Source organism: Herbaspirillum robiniae, from assembly GCF_002213415.1.
Taxonomy (GTDB): domain Bacteria; phylum Pseudomonadota; class Gammaproteobacteria; order Burkholderiales; family Burkholderiaceae_D; genus Herbaspirillum; species Herbaspirillum robiniae.
Map to the genome: position 1 here is coordinate 332,191 of NZ_NJGU01000006.1, position 22,802 is coordinate 354,992.

Genomic DNA, 22,802 nt, shown 5'->3' on the forward strand with positions numbered 1-22,802 from the left:
CCCATGAAAAAAGCCGATACCGTTGTCACGGTATCGGCTTTTTTCTTGCCTGCAGCTCAGAACGAGCCGAGATAGAAATACCCCGCCAGCGCCCCGCCGAACAGCAGCCACAGTGGATGGATCTTGGTCTTCAGCGCGATCACCGCGGTGGCGGCGGTGACGGCCGCCAGGAAGCCGTGGGTGATCGAGGCCTGGGCGATCAGCAGCGCCGAGGCCGCCACCAGGCCGCCGGTCACCGGCAGCAGGCCGGCCTGCACGTGGCGGCGCCACGGCTTGTCCTTGAAGCGTTCCCAGACGTGCAGCATGACGATGGTGATCAGCGAAGACGGGCCGAACTTGGCGAAGGTCGTCACCAGCATTCCCCAGAAGCCCGCGACGTGCCAGCCGACCAGCGTCACCACCATCAGGTTGGGGCCGGGCGCGGCCTGGCCCAGCGCGAACAGCGCGCTGAAATCCTCGGCCGTCATCCAGTGGTGGACCTCCACCACCTGGCGCTGCATCTCCGGCAGGATGGTGTTGCCGCCGCCGAAGGCCAGCACCGACAGCTGGGTCATGATGACGGCCAGTGCGATCAGGGTCTGGCTCATTGCGCGCCCTCCTTCGCGGCGTCCTTGGATGCCTCCTTCGCCTGCGGCCTGGCCGAGAACCTGTCGCCGTAGCGCGAAGTCAGCAGCACGCTGATCGGCGTCATCACCAGCATCACCCACACCAGCGGCACGCGCACGATGGCGATGGCGATGAAGCAGACCACCGCGACCGCCGCAAGCACCAGGTTCTTGCGCAAGGGCAGCGCGATCTTGATCGCCATCTGGATCAGCAGGCCGGCCGCCGCGGCCGCCAGCCCGGCGAAGAGGTGCTTGACGTTCGGGTCGTTCTGGAAATGCTGGTAGATGATGCCCAGCACCACCACCACCGCCGACGGCACCGCGATCAGGCCGGAGATCGCCGCCAGCGCGCCTTTGACGCCGCGGAACTTCATCCCCAGCGCAACCGACAGGTTGATGATGTTGCCGCCCGGCAGGAACTGGCACAGGCCCAGCAATTGCACGAATTCCGGCTCCGACAGCCATTTTCGGCGCTCCACGATCATGCGGTGCGCCAGCGGCAGCGCGCCGCCGAAAGCGGTCATACCGAGGCCCAGGAAGCCCAGGAAAAGTTCTTTGGAAGTGGGTGGCGCCGAGGGCGCGGCCGGAGTATCCGGATGGGGCGTGGAAGTGCTCATGTTCATCTCGTCTTGCGTTGCAGCGGGGGTTGCAGCCTGGTTTGGCGGCGCCATCGCCGCATGTATGAAAGGCTACTCCCGAGGAGGGTTTTTGTCTAATATATGTCAAATACTCAATCCATATTGAACAGATATGTCACCCAACATCGACCTGCGCCTGCTGCGCTACTTCATCGCCGTCGCCGAAGAGGGCCACCTGACCAAGGCCGCCCTGCGCATCGGCATCCAGCAGCCGCCGCTGTCGCAGCAGATCCGCGTACTGGAGAAAGAACTGGGCGTAACGCTGTTCAACCGCCTGCCGCGCGGCATGGAGCTGACCGAAAGCGGCGTGGCGCTGCTGGCCGACGCCCGCGCCATCCTGGCCCAGCTGGAATCCACGGTGGCTGGGGTGCGCCGCATCGCCGCGGGCAAGATGGGCCGCATCGCGGTCGGCTTCACGGAATCGGCCTCTCTGCATCCCTTCGTGCACTCGGTGATCCGCGCGTTTCGCGCCGCCGCGCCCGACGTCGCCCTGAAGGTGGAAGAGACCAACACCCACGAGCTGGTCGAGGCGCTGCGCCAGAAGCGGCTCGACCTGGCCTTCGTGCGCTCGCCGGTGGGCGACGCCACCGGTCTGACGATGGAAACCATGCTGGTCGAGGAAATGGTGGCGGCGCTGCCGGTGGACCATCCGCTGGCCGCGGGCGCCCGCAAAAATGGAGGCAACGGCGGACGCAACGGCGCCCGTAAGGGCGGGGGCAACAACAGCATCGCCCTGGCCTCGCTGGCCGAGGAGTCCTTCATCATGACGCGCCGCCCCAGCGGGCCCGGCCTGTACGACACAATCATCGCCGCCTGCCACGCGGCCGGATTCTCGCCGCGGGTAATGCAGGAGTCCAGCAAGAACCTGTCGACGCTGTCGCTGGTGGCTGCGGGGCTGGGCGTGTCGGTGATCCCGGCCTCGCTCACGCGCGTGAACGCCGAGGGCATCGCCTACCTCAAGCTCAGCGACGCCCCCGAACTGAAGGCACCGCTGCACCTGGCCTATCGCGAAGGCGAAATCAGCGGCGCGGCCGCACTGATGCGGGAGGAAGCGATCAAGCTGGGCGCCCAGCAGAAACGGCGCTGAAGCCGAAGAGCGTGCAGAAACGACAAGGCCTCCGTCAGGAGGCCTTGTCACTTGCAATCGACAGCGATGCGATCAGGTCTTGGGCAGCGTCACGCCATGCTGGCCCTGGTACTTGCCGCCGCGATCCTTGTAGGAGGTCTCGCAGATCTCGTCGCTCTCGAAGAACAGCACCTGCGCGCAGCCCTCGCCGGCGTAGATCTTGGCCGGCAGCGGCGTGGTGTTGGAGAACTCCAGCGTCACGTAGCCTTCCCACTCGGGCTCGAACGGGGTGACGTTGACGATGATGCCGCAGCGCGCGTAGGTCGACTTGCCCAGGCAGATCGTCAGCACGCTGCGCGGAATGCGGAAATACTCCATCGTGCGCGCCAGCGCGAACGAGTTCGGCGGGATGATGCAGACATCGCCCTTGAAGTCCACGAAGGACTTCTCGTCGAAGTTCTTGGGATCGACGATGGTCGAGTTGATGTTGGTGAAGATCTTGAATTCGTCGGCGCAGCGGATATCGTAGCCGTACGACGAGGTGCCGTAGGACACGATCTTGCTGCCGTCGGCGGCGAGACGCACCTGGCCCGGCTCATAGGGCTCGATCATCCCGTGCTGCTCCGACATGCGGCGGATCCACTTATCTGACTTGATGGACATGGTATTTTGGCAATTTCTGAAGATGTGCAATTTTACGCGAAAACACCCAGAAATACCCTCCGGACAAGCATTTCCGGCCGAATCAGGACTTTTTCATGCTCATGGTGCAGGCGCGATCCAGAGAATTGCGCACCAACAAGCCGCCACTGCCTTCCCAGGTGGAACCATCACCATTGAAGGCACCGTCCAGCCGCACCGACCATCGATTGGCCGGGTTCTCCACCCGGTAGCCGGTACCGCGCAGCGCCATGCGGCCGTTGATGACGCGCCCGGCGATGTTCTCGGTCACCGTCGTGGAGCGTCTGTGCAATCGTATTACCGGGTAGCGACTTACATCCACGTCATAGTTGCGGGTAAAGGGACTCGGCTGGCTCGGATGAGCGGCGTTGCTGGCGCCGCAGGACATGACCGCGCTCCAGCTCTTGTCCGTCACATGCACCGCATCGGAGCTGGCGATAGCAAGCAGCAGTCCATCGTCCGGTTCGCCGGCCAACGCCGGATCAAGCTTCCCTGCGGCATCCGCCGGCAGCGTATAGGTCTGTTGCGACGCAGCTGCCAGCTTCAAGGCGTCGTTCGCGAAGCCATTCATGCAGTCCGCGGCGCCAAGCACTAGGCGCTGTTTGAGCAAACTGGCATTGTGCGCCAGCAGTTCGTCCTTGCTGGGAGGATGGGGATCGTTTTCGCTCTGCACCGAACGACAAGCCTGCTGCGCCAACACCTGCTTGCTACGGGAGTCGATGAGACGCAGGCGAGCAGAATAGTCCACCTTGTAGTGGGTCCAATCCGAAGCGAAATACATCGTGGCCCACCCCGTGGTTTTGATGTCGAGGATATAGTCCGCTTCAGGCTGCGCCGTCACCACGGAACCGATATCGTCCTTGCCCAGGGGTACGGCGGGCGGCGGCAGGATACTCATGCCGCGCTCCTGCGCCATACGCCTGGCCAGCAGATCGGCCATGGCAAACGCAGGATCTTCGACGTGATATTGCCTGACCAGGGCTTTCCCCTGTTCCTGCGCCGCCAACACCCCGATAATCCCGAAGACCGCATTGCCGGCCTTGAAATCGACGAAGGTAGGAAGCTCATAAGCCACAACGGCCAGCCTCTTGCCCGACATCTGCCCCAGACTTTGCTGCTGCATCTCGATTTTCTGGGCGACGCAGGCTGCCAGCAGCATCGGCAGCGCGAGCACGCAGCAACGCCTGCTCAGGCGTCTGAGGAAGAGTCGGATCGAATTGATGGAAAGAGACGAGTCATACGGCCTTGTTCTTGTCTGCATATGGCGTGTTCACTAGGGCCGCGCAGCGCTTTTCCCCGCTTACCCCTCGGGACGGATTGCCTGGCCAGCCGCGATTATTGTCGTACAAGCCGGCGCACGTGGTCGCCGGCTTCCCCCGATGCCGCGGCTGTTGCCGAAGCTCGCAAAAATCATAAGGGAAAAGAACCAACGCTGGCTGACGAAGCGCTGACAACGACCCGACGAGAATATGTTTTTCCCGGCGCTGCGCGCAAAGAGCATTCTGCGGTCACCGGATCGGCGCGACCTGTGCTGGCGCATGGAGTATCGGCGCCACCGCCTTGATCAGATGCAGGGAGAGGTCATCGAACCGAGCCGCATCGATGCGCGACGGCGCGAAATAGGCCTCCTGGAGATCAGTGCGCCACAGCGTGGGCGCCGCGCCTGAGCGCAGCAGCGTGGCGCGCAGGGTCACGCGGTAGGAGCAGGCGCCGGCGCTTGCGCATTCCTGCCTGTCGTCCTGGATGCGCAGGTAGAGCACATGCGAGACGGCCGAACGGGCGGTCCTGGAGTTGAGTACGGTGGTGACGTTGGCTGCGCGCACGAACAAGGCGTTCACGCCCACCTCGGTCAGCCCCGCCGGCACCCGTTGCTCAAGCGACTCGCCCAGCGCATCGCTGAGCCGCTCGCGCTGGGCTGCGGAGCTTCCCTCCGGGCCACTACCCTCGGCGCCCTGCAGCGGGGGCTGGTAGACCACCAGCAGGCGCGGCACTTCCACCGGGACATCGACGAAGGTCTGGGTATCGATCTGCCTCACCGCGCAGGCCGACAGCAGGAATGCCGTCGTCGCGACAGTCAGCCTGGCGCTCAGTTTGTACGACATGTCTGCAGCTCCTTTTTTTTGACCGGTGATGCACTGCCCGACGGCAGGGCAGAACCCAGGTGAAACTTCAACAGACGGCGTTGCAGCGTCGGCGGCGCGCCAGCTTCAGCGCTGCATGCTCTCCCACACCTTCTGCAGCCGCTTGACCGACACCGGCATCGGCGTCTTCAGCTCCTGCGCGTACAGCGACACGCGCAGCTCTTCGAGCATCCAGCGGAACTCGGTCATCTTGGGGTCGGCGCGGCCGGCGCGTTCCTTCAGGCCGCGCTGGTAGGGCAACGCGACCAGGTTCCAGTCCGTCAGCAGGCGCGTGTCGCGCGCGGGATCGGCGCGCAGCTTGTCCAGCCGCACGTTGATGGCCTTCAGGTAGCGCGGATAGTGGCTCAGGTTGCCGTAGTCGGTGTCGGCCACGAAACGCTTGCCCACCAGCAGCGCGAGCTGCGACTGGATGTCGGCGGCGGCCTGCGCGTGCGCCTTGATGCCCTGCAGCTTCTTGGGCAGCGAGTGGTACTCGGCCAGGATCTGTGCGGCCAGGCGCGCGATCTCGTTGACCAGCAGGCTCAGGCGCGCCTTGCCCTCGTCGCGGCGCCGGTTGAACTCGTCGGCGTTCTTCGGCAGCGGGTCCTGCAGGAAGGCGCGCTCCAGGCCGGCGTTGAGGATCTGGTCGCGCAGCTCCTCCTGCGTGCCCAGGGCCATGAACTGCATGCCCATCTGCTGCAGGCCGGGGATGTTCTTTTCCAGGTACTTCAGCTGCTCCTTCATCTGCAGCGCAAACAGGCGGCGCAGGCCGGCGTAGTGGAAGCGCGCGGCCTCGGCCGGATCGTCGAAGACCTCCAGGTCGCAGTGGGTCTTGCGGTCCACCAGCGCCGGGAAACCGATCAGCGTCTGCGCCTGCTTGCCGGTCCCGCGCGTGATCTCCAGCAGCTCGGGCAGCTCGCCGAAGCTCCAGCCGGTGAGGTTGGCGTATGCGCCGGCCGAGGCCGGTGCGGACGCGGACGAAGACGAAGGTGCAGACGTGACCGCGCCTGGCGCCGGTTTTGCGGCCGTTTTTGCGGTCGCCGCCTGTGCCGGCGCCGCATCGCCATCCTCATCGCGCGGCGCGATCGCCACCTGCTCGGCCAGCTTCTGGAACTGCTGGCGCGCCTGGCCGCCGAACTCGGCCTGCAGCGCGGCGAGGTTGCGTCCCATCTCCAGCTGGCGGCCGTGCTCGTCGACGATCTTGAAGTTCATCGCGTGGTGCGCCGACAGCGTCTCTTGCTTGAAGTCGCTGGCCTTGACCAGAATGGTGATCTGCTCGCGGATGTCGGCGATGATGGCGTCGATCAGGTTGCCGCGCCCGAAGGTCTTGCGTTCATCCTGGCGCTCGCAGAATTTCGCCGCGTAGTCCGGCAAAGGCACGCAGTGGCGGCGCAATTTCTGCGGCAGCGACTTGATCAGCAGGTGCACCTTCTCCTTGAGCATGCCCGGCACCAGCCATTCGCAGCGGTCGGCCGAGACCTGGTTGAGCGCATACAAGGGCACCGTCAGCGTGACGCCGTCGCGCGCCGCGCCCGGCTCGAAATGGTAGGACAGCGCCATGGCGATGCCGGCCACGTTCATGGTCTTGGGGAACAGCTCGGTGGTGACGCCTGCGGCCTCGTGGCGCATCAGGTCGTCCTTGTTCAGGTACAGCAGCTTGGGATCGGCTGCGGTGGCCTGCTTGTGCCACTTCTCGAAGTCCACGCCGTTGCAGATCTCGGCGGGAATCAGCTTGTCGTAGAAGCCGATGATCAGCTCGTCGTCCACCAGCACGTCCAGGCGGCGCGACTTGTGTTCCAGGTTCTCGATCTCGCGCACCAGCTTCTGGTTGTGCGCGAAGAACGGCGCCCGGGTCTCGAAGTCGCCGCCCACCAGCGCGTCGCGGATGAAGATCTCGCGCGCTTCGGCGGCATTGATGTGGCCGTAGTTGATGCGGCGCTGGCTATACACCACCAGGCCGTAGAGCGTGGCGCGCTCGGAGGCGGTCACCTGGGCGACGCGCTTCTCCCAGCGCGGTTCGCCCCAGGATTTCTTGAGCAGGTGGCCGCCCAGCTTTTCCAGCCATTCGGGCTGGATGTTGGCCACACAGCGCGCATACAGGCGCGCGGTGTCCACCAGCTCGGCCGCCATCACCCAGCGACCGGGCTTCTTGGTCAGGTGGGCGCCGGGCCAGATGTTGAACTTGATGCCGCGCGCACCCAGGTACTGGGCGTCGTCCTCGGACTTGAAACCGATGTTGCCCAGCAGGCCGGTCAGCAGCGCCAGGTGCAGCTGGTCATAGGTGGCTGGCGCCTCGTTGAGGCGCCAGCCCTGTTCCTTGACGATGGTCAGCAGCTGCGAGTGGACGTCGCGCCATTCGCGCAGGCGCAGCTGCGACAGGAAGTTCTCGCGGCAGTGGTCCTGCAGCTGGCGGTTGGACTTCTTGTGCTCGATGGCGCTTTCGAACCACTTCCAGATCTTGAGGTAACTGCTGAACTCGGACTTCTCGTCGGCGAATTTCTTGTGGGCGTTGTCGGCGGCGTTCTGCGCATCCATCGGCCGGTCGCGCGGGTCCTGCACCGACAACGCTGCGGCGATGATCAGCAGTTCGGTCAGGCAGGCGTTGTCGCGCCCGGCCAGGATCATGCGGCCCACGCGCGGGTCCAGCGGCAGCTTGGCCAGTTGGCGGCCCAGGGCGGTCAGGCGATTGACCCCGCCCTGCTCTTCCACCGCGCCCAGCTCCTGCAGCAACTGGTAACCGTCGGCGATCGCCCGGCCCGGCGGCGGCTCGATGAAGGGGAAGCTCTCGACATCGGTCAGGTGCAGCGACTTCATGCGCAGGATGACCGAGGCCAGCGAAGAGCGCAGGATTTCCGGATCGGTGAATTTGGCGCGTCCCTGGAAGTCCTGCTCGTCGTAGAGGCGGATACACACGCCCGCGGCCACCCGGCCGCAACGCCCGGCGCGCTGGTTGGCGGCGGACTGCGCCACCGGCTCGATCTGCAGCTGCTCGACCTTGTTGCGGTAGCTGTAGCGCTTCACGCGCGCAAGGCCCGCGTCGACCACGTAGCGAATGCCAGGCACCGTCAGCGAGGTCTCGGCGACGTTGGTGGCCAGCACGATGCGGCGCGCATTGCTGATCTTGAAGACGCGCTCCTGCTCGGCCGCCGACAGGCGGGCAAACAGCGGCAGGATTTCCACATGCGGCGGATGGTGCTTGCGCAACGCCTCGGCGGCATCGCGGATCTCGCGCTCGCCCGGCAGGAACACCAGCACGTCGCCCGAACCGATGCGCGCCAGCTCGTCGACGGCGTCGACCACGGCGTCCATCAGGTCGCGCTGCTCGCGGTCCTTCTGCGCCTGCGAGGCACGGCCTTCGGCGCGCGCGCGGGTCTGCGCCACTTCGGTGGACACACCGCTGCGGTCGGCATTGTCGATCGGGCGATAGCGGATCTCCACCGGATACAGGCGGCCGGAAACCTCGATCACCGGCGCGGGGAGGATCTCCATCCCGTCGGCGCCCTTCACCTCGCGGCCGAAATGGCGGGCGAAGCGGTCGGCATCGATGGTGGCCGAGGTGATGATGAGCTTCAGGTCCGGGCGCTTGGGCAGCAACTGCTTGAGGTAGCCCAGCAGGAAGTCGATGTTCAGGCTGCGCTCGTGCGCCTCGTCGATGATGATGGTGTCGTACTGGCGCAGCAGCGGGTCGGTCTGGGTCTCGGCCAGCAGGATGCCGTCGGTCATCAGCTTGACCCAGGCCCCCTTGGACAGCGTGTCGTTGAAACGCACCTTGTAGCCGACCAGCTCGCCCGGCGGCGAATTCAGTTCCTGCGCGATACGCTTGGCGGTCGACGACGCCGCAATGCGGCGCGGCTGGGTATGCCCGATCAGGCCCTTGGCGCCGCGGCCGAGGTCCAGGCAGATCTTGGGCAGCTGGGTGGTCTTGCCGGAACCGGTCTCGCCGCTGACGATGATGACCTGGTGACGGCGCAGCGCCTCGGCGATCTCGTGACGGCGGCCGGAGACGGGCAGCTCTTCGGGAAAGGTGACCGGGGGCAGCGGGTTGCGTACCGCCGGCGCCGCTTGCGCCTCGGGCTTTGGCTGTGGACGCGGGCGACGCTGGGGATCCTGCTGCGGCTTTCCGGCGGGCGCGGGAGTGGTAGATTTGGTAACGGACATGAGGCCGACATTATACCCGCCGCCACCCATGGAAGCAGGCTGCAGGCGGGTGCCAGCCAATTTTCGCGCCGGCAATCAGGCGCTGCGTTACGGCGCCGACGACAGGCTGCCCGGCGGCGGCGCACGATGCCGCCGGCCGGCTTTGCCGGCGGGACGACGAGCGATGGACGTCAATGACGGGGGCGGAATGCCCGGGCATTCATACGAGCACAAGCGGATACAGGCGGCGCGCCATTACCGGAGCGGCTTCAATACTGATACGCAAACTCGAATCCCCCGGCCATATTGCTCGTCTGGAAGCCCGTCGGCTTGTATAGCGGCGTCCCCAGAAAGAGGTTGAAGGAGAGCGCGCCAAGGGTCCCGTCCGCCCAGGCTCCGCGCACGCCAACGGCCATGCCGGCCAACTGGTTTCCGGACTGGGCGCTTGCCATGGTGCCGCCCACCCGGCCATAGTCCAGTCCCGCATAGAGCGCGTGACGGGTTCCGGGCAAGCCGGTCTCGACCTCATTGCGCCAGTAGCCACCTGTCTCGCCGCGCAGGTTCGACTCCCCGTCAAAACCGCGCACCGTCCAGCGGTTGCCGATTGCCAGCGCGTCGACGAAGAATTGTTGATCGGGCGTATACCTGACATGCGCGCTCGATATGTAGGCCGCCCTGTAGTCGGCCACCGAAAACGGCATCTTCAGGCTGAGGTTGGCCTGCTGCAGCCGGTAGTAGGGCGTCTGCGCGGAATTGGGTGGAGCGTCCTTGGCTCCCAGCCACGGCACGCCCTGGCGATGCGCCAGATCGGCATCGACCTGCATGGCGCCCAGATAGCTACGGTTGGACAGCCCGACCTCAACGTAGGTGCTGTTACGGTTCTGGCTGGGGATCTCCGTGTCCTCGATGAAGCCTCGCGCGGTACGTTTTCCCAGTTTGGCGAAGATCCCCAGCACGTGATTCTGCGCCCGCGATATCACGCGGCTGACGCGCAATTCCCCGCCCGTCGACTCGCCGCTGGCAGAGAACGTCGTGACGGCCCCGGTCACCTTCTGCCGATACGCATTGGCATACACGGAAACGTTCGTGGTCCAGTAGCCGGTAGGCAGCATGTAAGTGACGGTCCATCCCTTGGTGCCGCCGCCGTTGTTTGCGGCGGAACGACTCACTCCCAGGTTCAACTGGTCGTTCAGCCCCAGCGGGTTGTCGATGCCCAGATACAGCGCCTGCTGCGTCTTTCCCGTGTTCCGGTAGCCGCCGTTGTCGGCGAATGCCGTCACGCGCCAAGGTTTCTGGCGCTCGACCAGCACGACCACATCGCTCTGCCCGGGAGCGGGCGCCGGCACCACCTTCACATCCACGTCTTGTGAAGGGATCTGCCTCATCTGCTCCAGGCCCTGCTCCAGCGCCGCCAGCTCCAGCAAGTCGCCGGGGCGCGCGGGGAATGCCGAACGCGGCGAGCCGCTCTCCCGGGGATCCTCGAAGCGGATCGCGCCGATGGTTCCGGGGATCAGCGAGAGCCTCAGCCGTCCGCCGGCAAGGTTCTGTTCATCCGCCACCACCACGCGAGTGGTGATGTAGCCGCGGCTCAAGATCAACGCATTCAGGTTCTTGACCAGTATCCCGATGCCGTTGCCGCCCAGGCAACGGCCGCTATATTGTTCCAGCCACTCCCTCGCAAACGCGAAGGGATCCTGAGGCAAGGCCGAGGCGCCGGCCGTTCTGGCCGCAGCGGGCAGCACATCGGGTACCGTCAGCAGGAATTCGCTGATCTTAAAACAGGGTTGCTCGACAGGAAGCACGACTTCGTCACGCGCCTGCTCCCGGCCCAGATGGACGGACGGCGACATCAGCTGTCCGGCCCGCTGTTGCGCCTCCTGCTGCTGCAGCAACTGCTGCTGGGCCGCCGCGTTGGCACGGGCGGCGTCGGCGCGATCGCTCGGCGCTTGGGCGACCGACAAGGAATGGGACAAGATGCCGAGCACGGCTACGGCAATTCTGCGGATCTGGAAACGATACATGAGGGGGGTACTTCAATCAGCCCGGATTTCCCTAGGGCTGGTTGGCGAAGGTGCCGAAGAGTCTTCCGATGCGCCTCCCGCGTGCCATAGACCCGGCTACGGACAAGAGAGGCGTCGGATGAACGGAGACAACAGGTTGTCCGGGCATCGCTTTTGATGAGACAAGGGCGATCCCCGGTTTAAACCCGGCCTTGTTACTCGAAGACGACGGACGGTGCAGTCAGCGTCCCGGTATTCACCAGAGGGCCGGATGTGTTGAAGCTGATGCGATCAGTCGCCTGGATGGTCCCGGTATTGGAGACGCCAGCGTCAGATGCGGTCACCCGCACGCTCTTGCCCGCGACAAGGCCATTTTGCTCGACCGCGTCGAAACTGACCAATTCAACGTTCTTGTTCGCCCGGATGACGCCAGTTGCGGCGTTGCTCAACTTGCCATCGCTGGCGACAAATGCATCGCCGGCGGTGGCCTCGATCAGCCCCTCGTTACGCAACGCACCACGCGTACCGACGGTGAGGCTGCCCGCGCTCAGCTCACCTGACGCGGTGTTTATGAAGCCATTTTCGCTGCGAATCTCGAGCGCTTTCCCGGCCTTGAGCGCACCACTGTTGACCAGCTCCTCGCCTCCATTCACGCGCACCAACATGTCAGCACCTGCCGTGATCTTGCCGGCCTGAGCAACGGAGTCGCTGTTTATTTCGACATTCTTCCCGCCGTGCATGACGCCGCTCGAGGAATTGGTGAATTTTCCTTCAACAAAAGCCGACAGGTTGTCCTTACTGGAGATGGCGCCGTCGTTGCTCACAGTACGTGCACCCAAAGCCAGACGGCCGCCGGCGTTCATCACGCCGGTCTTGCCGTTGACCAGGGAGTCCGTGCCATGGGCCAGCAGAGTGCCTTTGCTCTCCACCAGGCCGCTGTTGTTGATACTGCCCAGGCTGTCGATATTGACTTGCCCGCCTTGCAGGCGTGCCGTGTCGCGCAGCGCCAGGTTGCCGCTGCTGTCCAGACGCAAGGACTCCTTGGCATCGACGATGCCGCCGATATTGACACCCACGCCGCGCTCAGTACCGATCAGCGCGATCTTGTTGGCATACATGCCACCCAACGCCGCGACGTCGATGGCCACAGCAGGTTTGGGGCCGCGCACGGCGCCCAGGCTCGCCGGCGAGGTCGCATTGCGATAGTAGACCTCGTTGATGCCGGCGACCACGTTCAAGGCGTTGTCGGCATGAATCTCGCCGTTGATCTTCACCGCGCGGGCGATCAGGTCAACCTGATCGGTGCCGCGTCCATCCAGCTTGTTGACGATCAGATCGCCCTTGATCACCCGCACGCTGTTGAGGCCGTTCTGGTCAGACACCACCGGCGAACCAGTTGTCAGCACGGCGCGCGAGGTGTTGATGAAACCAGCGCCGTTGACGGTGATGCCATTGGGATTGCTCAGCACGACTTCAGCGCGCCTGCCGGCGACCTCGATATTGCCCACCAGATTGCTGGGCATGTTGCCCGTGACCTGGTTGATGATGATGCGGGCCGCGCCGTTGGCCATGTTGGCGTTGCCGGCGATCGCGCCGGCCAGCTGCGTCTGGCTTGCCGCGGCGGAGTTGTTCAGGATGGCGCCGCGCGAGTCGGTATTGAACTGCGCGTAGTGGTTGACGCTGACGCCGGCGCTGGAGGCGGCATTGATGTTGACCAGCGGCGTGCCGTTGCCCGCGGCGCTCACGCCGGGCGCCTTGCCCTGGCGGTTGTCGGCGGAAATCTGCGCATAAGCGGACGAGGCCATGCCCATCATGCCGGCGGCCAGGCACACGGCGCAGGCGATGCCTTTCAGGGGCGATGGCGCGTTGCCACGGGATTTGCCGCGCGCGGGGGCGTTCTCGGCCACGGCCATCATCTGGCCTCGGGCCTGGTTGAATACGATGCGGTGCTGATTTTTATTCATAAGTCATTTCCTCTTTCATGTTGAGAGCTCAAATGCAAAACGGCGCCCGAGAATCAGGCGCCGTCAGCAGCGGGATTCTATGGTTCGGCACCGCGCATTGAAATGACATAAATTCGAGAAGCGAAGAAAGCAGCAGAAAACCGGAAAATGCCGACAACCTGGCAAACATTCGCCGAAGTCCAATATTGATATTTGACAACCCCAAGCCCACAAAAAATGGAATGGCGCGCGCTCGACGGTGGCGGATATCCCCCGCCACCCGCCATTTCCTTCATTTCAGTGGCGCGCCAGCCGACGCCGGGCGGCGACGCTGGTTATAATGCGCGTCATGGAAAATCAGACCGAATTCGTCAACTGGCTGCGCTCAGTCGCGCCCTATGTTCACGCCTTCCGCGGCAAGACCTTCGTGGTCGCCTTTCCGGGCGAGCTGGTCACCGCCGGCGACCTGCAGGTGCTGGCCCAGGACTTGTCGCTGCTGCACGCGCTGGGCATCCGCGTGGTGGTGGTGCACGGCTCGCGCCCGCAGGTGGCCGAGCAGCTGGCGCTGCGTAACGTCGAGGCGCGCTTTCACAACGGCCTGCGCGTGACCGACCCGGCCGCGCTGGAATGCGCCAAGGAGGCGGCGGGCGAGCTGCGCCTGGATATCGAGGCCGCGTTCAGCCAGGGCCTGCCCAATACGCCGATGGCGCATGCGGCGATCCGCGTCATCTCCGGCAACTTCGTCACCGCGCGCCCGATGGGCGTGATCGACGGCGTCGACCTGCAGCTGACCGGCGTGGTGCGCAAGATCGCAGCCGACGTCATCGCTCCCATCATGAACGCCGGCGGCATCGTGCTGCTCTCGCCGCTGGGCTTCTCGCCCACCGGCGAAGCCTTCAACCTGACCATGGAAGACGTGGCGGTCTCGGCGGCCATCGCGCTGCGCGCCGAAAAGCTGATCTTCCTGTCGGAAACGCCGATGATGAAGGACGCCGCCGGCGCCGAGATCCGCGAACTGTCCTCGCACCAGGCCGAGGCCGTGCTGTCGGCGGGCTTCCTGCCGGCCGACTCGGCCTTCTACCTCTCCAGCGTGGTCAAGGCCTGCAATGCCGGCGTCTCGCGCGCGCACATCGTGCCGTTCGCCACCGACGGCTCGGCGCTGCTGGAACTGTTCACCCACGACGGCGTGGGCACCATGGTCACCTACGAGAACCTGGAGAGCCTGCGCCAGGCCACCATCGAGGACGTGGGCGGCATCCTGAAGCTGATCGAGCCGCTGGAAGCCGACGGCACGCTGGTCAAGCGCGGCCGCGAACTGATCGAACGCGAGATCCATTACTTCTCGGTGATCGAGCACGACAATGTGATCTTCGGCTGCGCGGCGCTCTACCCTTTCCCCAAGGAAAGGATGGGCGAGATGGCCTGCCTGACCGTGAACCCGGAAGTCCAGGGCCAGGGCGACGGCGACCGTATCCTCAAGCACATCGAGACGCGCGCGCGCGAAGCCGGACTGACCAAGCTGTTCGTGCTCACCACGCGCACCTCGCACTGGTTCTTGAAGCGCGGCTTCGTGCTGGCGGGCGTCAACGACCTGCCGCAGGATCGCCAGCAGATCTACAACTGGCAGCGCAAGTCGCAGGTGCTGATCAAGAACCTGTATTGAATAATTGAATTTTTGCCGCAACGCGGGCCGGCTCGACGAAAAGAGACACACGCAGAGCCTCCGCTTGCGGCGCAACACCCCTAACCGAACAAGGAATCGACATGGCACGCATGGTCCACTGCATCAAACTGAACAAGGAAGCCGAAGGCCTGGACTTCCCTCCGTACCCGGGCGAACTGGGCAAGCGCATCTATGAGAGCGTCTCCAAGGAAGCCTGGGCCGCCTGGCTCAAGCACCAGACCATGCTGGTCAACGAGAACCGCCTGATGCTGGCCGACGCGCGCGCGCGCAAGTACCTGGCGGTGCAGATGGAAAAGCACTTCTTCGGCGAAGGCGCCGATGCCGCGGCCGGCTACGTGCCGCCCAGCGACTGATCTCGCTTGCCCCGAACAACGCCGCCGCGGACATCCCCGGCGGCGTTTTTGTTTGCGCGGCGTCCTGCGCGCCGTGCCGCGCCAGGTACTACAATGCCCGATCCAAGTTCATTCCCGCAGGAGAACAAGTTGCCCTTCCGTGCCCCGCGCATTTCCGTATTCGCCGTCAGCCTCTCCGTCACGCTGCTGAGCCTGCCCGCTCTGCCTGTTCTGTCCGCCCATGCGGCCGACACCGCCGAGACGGTCGCCCGCCCCGCGCGCGCCAAGCCGGCGCCCGCAACGGCCAAGGCCCAGCCCGCCGCCCTGCCCCCGGGCGTCACGCAAGGCCCCTCGGCCGAAGGCATCACGGAATACCGCTTCGCCAACGGCTTCAAGCTGCTGATGTTTCCGGACGACTCCAAGCCCACTGTCACCGTCAACATCACCTACCTGGTCGGCTCGCGCCACGAGAACTACGGCGAGACCGGCATGGCCCACCTGCTGGAACACCTGATGTTCAAGGGCTCGCCGAACTACCCGGCAATCCCCCAGGAATTCAGCAAGCGCGGCATGAACTTCAACGGCACCACCTGGCTGGACCGCACCAACTATTACGAGACCTTCCAGGCCGGCGAAGACAACCTGCGCTGGGCGATCTCGATGGAAGCCGACCGCATGCTGCGCTCGAAGATCGCGCGCAAGGATCTCGACAGCGAAATGACGGTGGTACGCAACGAATTCGAAAGCGGCGAGACCCAGCCCAACAGCGTGATGCTCAAGCGCATGCAGAGCGTGGCCTACGACTGGCACAGCTACGGCCGCGCCACCATCGGCAACCGCAGCGACATCGAGAACGTGAAGATCGAGAACCTGCAGGCCTTCTACCGCACCTACTACCAGCCCGACAACGCGGTGCTGCTCATCGCCGGCAAGTTCGACCCGGCGCAGACGCTGCAGTGGGTGAACCAGACCTTCGGCCGCATGCCCAAACCCACCCGCAAGCTGCCCGAGTTCTGGACGGTGGAGCCGGCCCAGGACGGCGAGCGCCAGTTCGTGATCCGCCGCAAGGGCGACATCCAGCTGGTCGCGGTGGCCTACAAGATGCCCTCCTCGCTGCATCCGGACGCCAATGCGCTGTCGTTCGCCGGCGCCATCCTGGCCGACACGCCCAACGGACGCCTGCACAAGTCGCTGGTGGAAACCGGCCGCGCCAGCGGCATCTACCAGATGCAACTGAACGGCTATGCGCCGGGGCTGCAGATGATCGTCGCGGTGGTCAAGCCGGGCGTGGATATCGAGCCGGTCAAGCAGGAGCTGGTCGCCTCCATCGAGTCCTTCGCGGCGACGCCGCCGACCGATGAAGAGATCGCCCGCCTGCGCCGCGAGAGCGCCAACATCTTCGAGAAGCTGCAGAACAATCCGCAGCAGTTGGCGGTGTCGATGTCATCGGCCATCGCCCTGGGCGACTGGCGCCTGCTGTTTGCCGATCGCGACGACGAGCAGCGCGTAAGCTCGGCGCAGGTGGCGGCCGCGGCGGCCAAGTATTTCCGCCGCGACAACCGCACCGTCGGCCTCTACCTGCCCGAGGACCAGCCGCAGCGCACCGACGTCCCCGCCGCACCCAGCGTCGAGTCGCTGGTGGCGCAGTACAAGCCGCGCCCGCCGGTGGCCGCCGGCGAAGCCTTCGAACCCGCGCCCGGCAACATCCAGCAGCGCAGCACGCTGGTGCCCGCCGGACAGGCCCCGCACACGATGCTGAAACTGGCGCTGCTGCCCAAGAAGTCGCGCGGCGAGACGGTGTCGGTGCGGCTGAACCTGGAGTTCGGCGACGAGCAGACCCTGTTCGGCCAGCGCGCCGTGGCCCAGCTGGCGGCGGCGATGCTCATGCGCGGCAACCAGCAGTTCAATCGCCAGCAGCTGGCCGATGAATTCGCGCGCCTGAAGATCAGCGGCAACGTCTACACCTTCCAGACCACGCGCGAGAACCTGGCGCCGGCCATCAGGCTGGTGGCTGATGTATTGCGCCGGCCGCGCTTCGACGCCTCCGAGTTCGAGCAGCTGAAGAACGAAACCCTGGTGTCGCTGGAAGCCTCGCGCAACGAGCCCGAGGCGCGCGCGGCAGAAGCCCTGTCGCTGCACTTCAACCACTACCCGGCCGGCGACTGGCGCGCCGCGCAGACGCTGGACGAGCGCGTCGCCGCCATCCGCGCCGTCACGCTGGAACAGGTGAAGGACTTCCACCGCCGCTTCTACGGCGCCTCCAACGGCGAGCTGGCGGTGGTCGGCGACTTCGACCCGGCCGTGGCGCGCAAGGCCATCGACGACGGCTTCGGCGGCTGGGCCAGCGCCGCGCCTTATGCGCGCGTGCTGCCGACCTGGGCCGACATCGCCGCCACGCGCCAGGTGATCAATACGCCGGACAAGGAGAACGGCGTCTACTACGCGCGCCAGAACGTACGCCTGCTGGACACCGCGCCGGACTACGCCGCGCTGGCCGTGGCCAACTACCTGCTCGGCGGCGCCAGCCTGAAGTCGCGCCTGGCCGACCGCGTGCGCCAGCAGGATGGCCTGTCCTACGGCATCGCCTCCGGGCTGAACGTGGGCGCCATCAGCGACGCCGGCAGCTTCGTGGTGCGCGCCATCGCGGCGCCGCAGAACCTGGACCGGGTCGACGCCGCCGTGCGCGAAGAGATCGCGCGCGTGCTCAAGGACGGCTTCACCCAGGACGAACTGCTGCGCGCCAAGTCGGGCATCCTGCAGCAGCGCAACCAGCAGCGCGCCACCGACGGCGGCATCGCCACCGGCTGGACCTCGCTGATGAACCTGGACCGCGACTTCCTGTGGCAGCAGCAGCTGGACCTGAAGATCGCCGACCTGACGCTGGAGCAGATCAACGCGGCGGCGCGCAAGTACTTCGATCCGGCCAGGATGAGCGTGGTGATTGCGCGCGATGAGGCGAAGGCAGCGCAGAAGTAAATCCGGGCGAACGAGGCGGAGCTCCTGTCCTCCCCACCCCGTCGTCCCCGCGAACGCGGGGACGCAGCGACTTTCAGCCCACTGTCGAGGCATAACCAACGTCACTGGATCGCCGCCTGCGCGGGGATGACGGATCAAGTGGAGATGCGCCTGGTGACACCGCGCGATGAGGCGAAGGCAGTGCAGAAGTAAGTGCGGGCGAACGAAGCGGAGCTCCTGTCCTCCCCACCCCGTCGTCCCCGCGAACGCGGGGACGCAGCGACTTTCAGCACACTGTCGAGGCATAACCAACGTCACCGGATCCCCGCCTTCGCGGGGATGACGGATCAAGTGGAGATGCGCCTGTTGACTACGCGCGATGAGGCGAAGGCAGTGCAGAAGTAAGTGCGGGCGAACGAAGCGGAGCTCCTGTCCTCCCCACCCCGTCGTCCCCGCGAACGCGGGGACCCAGCGGCTTTCAGTCCACCGTCGAGGCATAACCAACGTCACTGGATCCCCGCCTTCGCGGGGATGACGGATCAAGTGGAGATGCGCCTGGTGACACCGCGCGATGAGGCGAAGGCAGTGCAGAAGTAAGTGCGGGCGAACGAAGCGGAGCTCCTGTCCTCCCCACCCCGTCGTCCCCGCGAACGCGGGGACCCAGCGGCTTTCAGTCCACCGTCGAGGCATAACCAACGTCACTGGATCGCCGCCTGCGCGGGGATGACGGATCAAGTGGAGATGCGCCTGGTGACTACGCGCGATGAGGCGAAGGCGGTGCGGAAGTAAGTGCGGGCGAATGAGGCGGAGCTCCCGTCCTCCCCACCCCGTCGTCCCCGCGAACGCGGGGACCCAGCGGCTTTCAGTCCACCGTCGAGGCATAACCAACGCCACTGGATCCCCGCCTTCGCGGGGATGACGGTTCAAATGGATTTGACAGTCGACATGAAAAAGGCCGTGTCCATGGACACGGCCTTTTCCTTGCCGGAGCAATTCGCGCGAATCGCTTACCCGCGCATCAGAACTCCAGTTTCTTGACGCCTTCAGCCGTGCCCAGCAGGCACACGTTGGCGCCCTGGCGCGCGAACAGGCCGTTGGTGACCACGCCGACGATGTTGTTGATCTTGTCCTCGATCCCGGCCGGATCGGTGATCGACAAGCCGATCACATCGATGATGTAGCAGCCGTTGTCGGTCACCACGGGCTTGCCCTCCTCGCCCTTGCTCAGTCGCAGGCGCGGTTCGCCGCCCAGCGCGGCCAGCTTGCGCGCGACCACCGCGTGCGACATCGGGATCACTTCCACCGGCAGCGGGAACTTGCCCAGCACCTCGACCAGCTTGGAGCCGTCGGCGATGCAGACGAACTTCTGCGCCACCGAGGCGACGATCTTCTCGCGCGTCAGCGCGGCGCCGCCGCCCTTGATCATGGCGCCGGCGCCGTTGATCTCGTCGGCGCCGTCGATGTAGACGGGCATGGTCTCGACCTCGTTGAGGTCGAACACCTTGATGCCGTGCGAGCGCAGGCGCTCGGCGGTGGCTTCGGACGAGGCCACGGCGCCCTTGATGCGGTCCTTGATCTTGCCCAGTTCGTCGATGAAGAAATTGGCGGTGGAGCCGGTGCCCACGCCGATGATTTCGCCGTCAACCACGTATTGGATGGCGGCCTTGGCGACCGCCTGTTTCAGTTCGTCTTGAGTCATGATGTTTCAGTCCAACGTAAATAAATCTGTAAGGGCCGGAAATGCCGTCAGTGGACATCTTCCGGCTGTTCGTCCAGCGTCTCGAACAGCGCGATCTGCAGCCGCGAATGCAGCTTGACCAGCTTGCTCCACAGCAGCCACAGCAGCCCGGCCGCGCCCGCCAGCACGAAGGCCAGCAGGTTCAGCGGCGGCAGGATGCTGGCCGAGAGCACGAAGATCAGCAGCATGATGCCGACGATGGACATGATGGGCAGCACTTCGGAAATAACCTTGCGCACACCCGAAGTATACGCTCCCGCGAACTCCGGCTTGACGCCGACCTCCGCCAGCAGCATCGACAGGGCCTGCAGCTTGCGGTAGGTGGCGATCAGGAAAGGCAGCGAGATCACCAGCGCGCAGCCCCAGATGATGGCTTTCTGCACGTCCGGATCCGGGGTCCACTGGGCCAGCTGGCGCGACAGGCCGTCGACGAAGAAGGCGCCCGCCAGGAACAGGGCGATCACCAGCGCCAGGTTCACCAGCACCTGCATCAGGATGCGGCGGATGATCTTGGTCAACTCGGCGCGGTCGCCCTGGGGCTGCAGGCTCTCCAGCCAGCGCGAATACATGCCCAGCAAACCCGAGACCTTCGACGGCACCAGCGTCACCGCCTTGGCCGACAGCGGGTCGGCGGCCTTGATCAGGTAAGGCGTGAGCAAGGCGGTGATGGCCGAGACCGCCACCACGATCGGGTACAGGAACTCGCTGGTGACCTTCAGGCTCACGCCCAGCGCGGCGATGATGAAGGAGAACTCGCCGATCTGCGCCAGGCCCATGCCCACGCGCATCGGCGTGCGGCCGCTCTGGCCGGCCACGAAGGTGCCCAGCCCACAGCTGATCAGCTTGCCGAACACCACGGCCAGCGTGATGACGGTGATCGGCATCCAGTACTTGACCAGCACGTTGGGGTCGAACATCAGGCCGATGGCGACGAAGAAGATGGCGGAGAACATGTCGCGGATCGGCTCGACCAGGCGCTCGATGCGGTGCAGCTGGCGCGACTCGGCCATCACCGCGCCGACCAGGAAGGCGCCCAGCGCCACGCTGTATTGCAGCTTCATCACCAGCAGGCAGAAGCCGAACAGGATGCCCAACACCGCCACCAGCAGCATCTCATTGCTCTTGAAGCGCGAGATGAAACTCAGCAGGCGCGGCACGGCCAGGATGCCGATCACCAATGACACGATCATGAACAGCACCAGCTTGCCCACCGTGGTGAAGACGTCGCCCGAGTTGACCGAGCCGCTGGTGGCGATGCCCGAGAGCAGCGCGATCATGCCGATGGCCAGGATGTCTTCCACGATCAGGATGCCGAAGATGATCTGGGCGAACTTCTCGTTCTTCATGCCCAGCTCGTTCAGGGCCTTGACGATGATGGTGGTCGAGGACACGGCCAGCATGGCGCCCAGGAAGATGGCGTCCATCCGCTTCCAGCCGAAGTACAGGCCGATCTCGTAGCCTATCCAGATCATCAGCAGGATCTCGGCGGCGGCCGCGATGAAGGCGGTGGCGCCGACCTTGGCCAGCTTCTTCAGGCTGAACTCCAGGCCCAGCGAGAACAGCAGGAAGATCACCCCGAGCTCGGACAAGATGTGCACGGTCTTCTCATCCTGGATCAGGTCGTAAGGCGGGGTATGCGGGCCGATGATCACGCCCGCGACGATATAGCCCAGCACCACCGGCTGCTTCAGTTTGTTGAAGACGACGGTGACGATACCGGCGATCAGCATGATGATCGCCATATCCTGGATGAACAACTCGACTTCGTGCATCGTGGGTGGGTTCCTTTCTGGTCGGGACTGCGGATTGGTGTAATGCGATTGATGTAATGCAAACGTGCGCCATTTTGCAGCGCCGCTGCACCATCGGGTGCATGGAGCCGCATGCGGCTGCTGCGCCGCACAAGGTGGATGATCGGGATTGTCGCTGATGCCGGCAAGCCGGCGCTTATGCTGATCTGCGTCCGCTCTTGGTGCGTATGGCCTGAATGACAAGTTGGCGTTCGGTTGCGCCAATGTCATCGGATGGCTCCGAAAATAACACAGGAGGCGAACCGCCTGCAACGCGCAACATCGTCAGGCGGCGCGGCCGGCCGAAAAGCGCGGCGCGATTGGATCCATTTTCATGGCGCTGGCCGCACCACTGATGATGCCAGCCAATGGTCACACCAGTTGACCGCGAGCCGGTGGCGATGCTGCCCGCAGGCACGAAAACTGCTAAACAGAGTCCGCGCGCATCGGGCCTCCGGCCGCCGGCCACGACGGCGGTCAGCCCGGTACGCGCACCAGGACCTCGGCGGCCTTTTCGTCGAAGGAGATGCGCGTGGTGAACTTGGCGCGCTTCATCGGGAAGCGCGACTGGAAATGCCGCACGTTGCCCGAGCCGGAAATGACCCGCCGCACGAACTGGTAGTAGGCGTCCATATCGATGACGTGCACCGCCAGGAAGTAGTCGTATTCGCCGGAGACGAAGTAGCACTGCATCACTTCGGCCTCCTTGGCCATGCGCTGCTCGAAGTCCTGCATGTGCTGGTCGGACTGGTTGTTCAGCGAGATCTCCAGGAACGCCAGCATGCCGTAGCCGAGCGCAAAGGGATCGACCATCGCCACCTCGGCGGCGATGATGCCGGCCTCGCGCAGTTCGCGGATGCGACGCAGGCATGTGGGCTGGGAAATATGCAGTTTCTCGGCCAGCACGCGAGTCGAGATCTGATTGTCTTTCTGCAGCATGTTGAGCAGCTTGCGATCAACCTTGTCGAGCGTGTGATGTTTGGCGGGCATGGGGTTAAATGGTATGGAAATTTTTAGGCGAGCCGGTAAAAAAAACTTGGCGAAGCCGATTCTTATGTTGTACCGTCTGCATTATTCAGAAAGTCGGGGACGAAAGCAAAAGCGGGACGCCCG

Annotated in this window: 15 protein-coding genes; 4 read left to right on the forward strand and 11 right to left on the reverse strand. The window is 64.8% G+C overall.

The window, feature by feature from the left end:
- Positions 1-56 precede the first annotated feature (56 nt).
- Together CEJ42_RS12955 and CEJ42_RS12960 are read right to left on the reverse strand one after the other, a co-directional pair.
- The gene (locus tag CEJ42_RS12955; RefSeq protein ID WP_088751341.1) at positions 57-587 is read right to left on the reverse strand and encodes a chromate transporter; all 531 of its coding nucleotides are present in this window, start codon (positions 585-587) and stop codon (positions 57-59) included.
- A complete protein-coding gene (locus tag CEJ42_RS12960; protein WP_088751452.1) occupies positions 584-1,222 on the reverse strand; it encodes a chromate transporter in 639 nt (212 codons plus the stop codon). Before CEJ42_RS12960 ends, CEJ42_RS12955 begins: the two co-directional genes overlap by 4 nt.
- A gap of 133 nt (positions 1,223-1,355) precedes the next feature.
- On the opposite strand from CEJ42_RS12960, the gene CEJ42_RS12965 reads away from it, so the two are divergent.
- Positions 1,356-2,330, forward strand: a complete 975-nt coding sequence (locus CEJ42_RS12965; protein WP_088751342.1) for a LysR family transcriptional regulator — start codon at positions 1,356-1,358, stop codon at positions 2,328-2,330.
- A 72-nt stretch (positions 2,331-2,402) separates the two neighbouring features.
- Here CEJ42_RS12965 and dcd read toward each other — a convergent pair whose 3' ends face one another.
- From dcd to CEJ42_RS12995, 6 genes are all read right to left on the reverse strand, one after another.
- Positions 2,403-2,972 carry a dCTP deaminase gene (gene dcd, locus CEJ42_RS12970; RefSeq protein ID WP_079218704.1) on the reverse strand — a complete coding sequence of 190 codons (570 nt, stop codon included), beginning with the start codon at positions 2,970-2,972 and terminating at the stop codon, positions 2,403-2,405.
- An 82-nt stretch (positions 2,973-3,054) separates the two neighbouring features.
- Positions 3,055-4,164 carry a hypothetical protein gene (locus tag CEJ42_RS12975; protein ID WP_129587725.1) on the reverse strand — a complete coding sequence of 370 codons (1,110 nt, stop codon included), beginning with the start codon at positions 4,162-4,164 and terminating at the stop codon, positions 3,055-3,057.
- Between the two features lie 334 nt (positions 4,165-4,498).
- A complete protein-coding gene (locus tag CEJ42_RS12980) occupies positions 4,499-5,092 on the reverse strand; it encodes a hypothetical protein (protein WP_088751344.1) in 594 nt (197 codons plus the stop codon).
- A gap of 105 nt (positions 5,093-5,197) precedes the next feature.
- Entirely contained in the window at positions 5,198-9,298 is a 4,101-nt protein-coding gene (gene hrpA, locus CEJ42_RS12985) for an ATP-dependent RNA helicase HrpA (protein ID WP_420840765.1), read from the reverse strand.
- 218 nt (positions 9,299-9,516) lie between these two features.
- Complete coding sequence (locus CEJ42_RS12990; RefSeq protein ID WP_088751346.1) at positions 9,517-11,268, reverse strand: ShlB/FhaC/HecB family hemolysin secretion/activation protein; 1,752 nt, start codon at positions 11,266-11,268, stop codon at positions 9,517-9,519.
- Positions 11,269-11,462: 194 nt separating this feature from the next.
- Complete coding sequence (locus tag CEJ42_RS12995) at positions 11,463-13,211, reverse strand: two-partner secretion domain-containing protein (RefSeq protein WP_088751347.1); 1,749 nt, start codon at positions 13,209-13,211, stop codon at positions 11,463-11,465.
- A 328-nt stretch (positions 13,212-13,539) separates the two neighbouring features.
- Here CEJ42_RS12995 and argA point away from each other — a divergent pair, with 328 nt between their 5' ends.
- The 3 genes from argA to CEJ42_RS13010 all read left to right on the forward strand — a co-directional run bounded on the left by argA (position 13,540) and on the right by CEJ42_RS13010 (position 18,182).
- Positions 13,540-14,853, forward strand: coding sequence for an amino-acid N-acetyltransferase (gene argA, locus CEJ42_RS13000; protein ID WP_079219356.1), 1,314 nt, complete (start codon positions 13,540-13,542; stop codon positions 14,851-14,853).
- 101 nt (positions 14,854-14,954) lie between these two features.
- Positions 14,955-15,227, forward strand: coding sequence for an oxidative damage protection protein (locus CEJ42_RS13005; protein ID WP_079218691.1), 273 nt, complete (start codon positions 14,955-14,957; stop codon positions 15,225-15,227).
- Between the two features lie 129 nt (positions 15,228-15,356).
- Complete coding sequence (locus tag CEJ42_RS13010; RefSeq protein ID WP_243397859.1) at positions 15,357-18,182, forward strand: M16 family metallopeptidase; 2,826 nt, start codon at positions 15,357-15,359, stop codon at positions 18,180-18,182.
- Between the two features lie 997 nt (positions 18,183-19,179).
- On the opposite strand, the gene rpiA is transcribed toward CEJ42_RS13010, so the two are convergent.
- From rpiA to CEJ42_RS13030, 3 genes are all read right to left on the reverse strand, one after another.
- Positions 19,180-19,860 (reverse strand): ribose-5-phosphate isomerase RpiA, encoded by a 681-nt coding sequence (gene rpiA, locus CEJ42_RS13020; protein WP_088751350.1) that lies wholly within the window; start codon positions 19,858-19,860, stop codon positions 19,180-19,182.
- Between the two features lie 47 nt (positions 19,861-19,907).
- Positions 19,908-21,671, reverse strand: coding sequence for a cation:proton antiporter (locus CEJ42_RS13025; protein WP_079218688.1), 1,764 nt, complete (start codon positions 21,669-21,671; stop codon positions 19,908-19,910).
- A gap of 495 nt (positions 21,672-22,166) precedes the next feature.
- Positions 22,167-22,679, reverse strand: coding sequence for an Lrp/AsnC family transcriptional regulator (locus CEJ42_RS13030; protein WP_079218687.1), 513 nt, complete (start codon positions 22,677-22,679; stop codon positions 22,167-22,169).
- Positions 22,680-22,802: the final 123 nt, after the last annotated feature.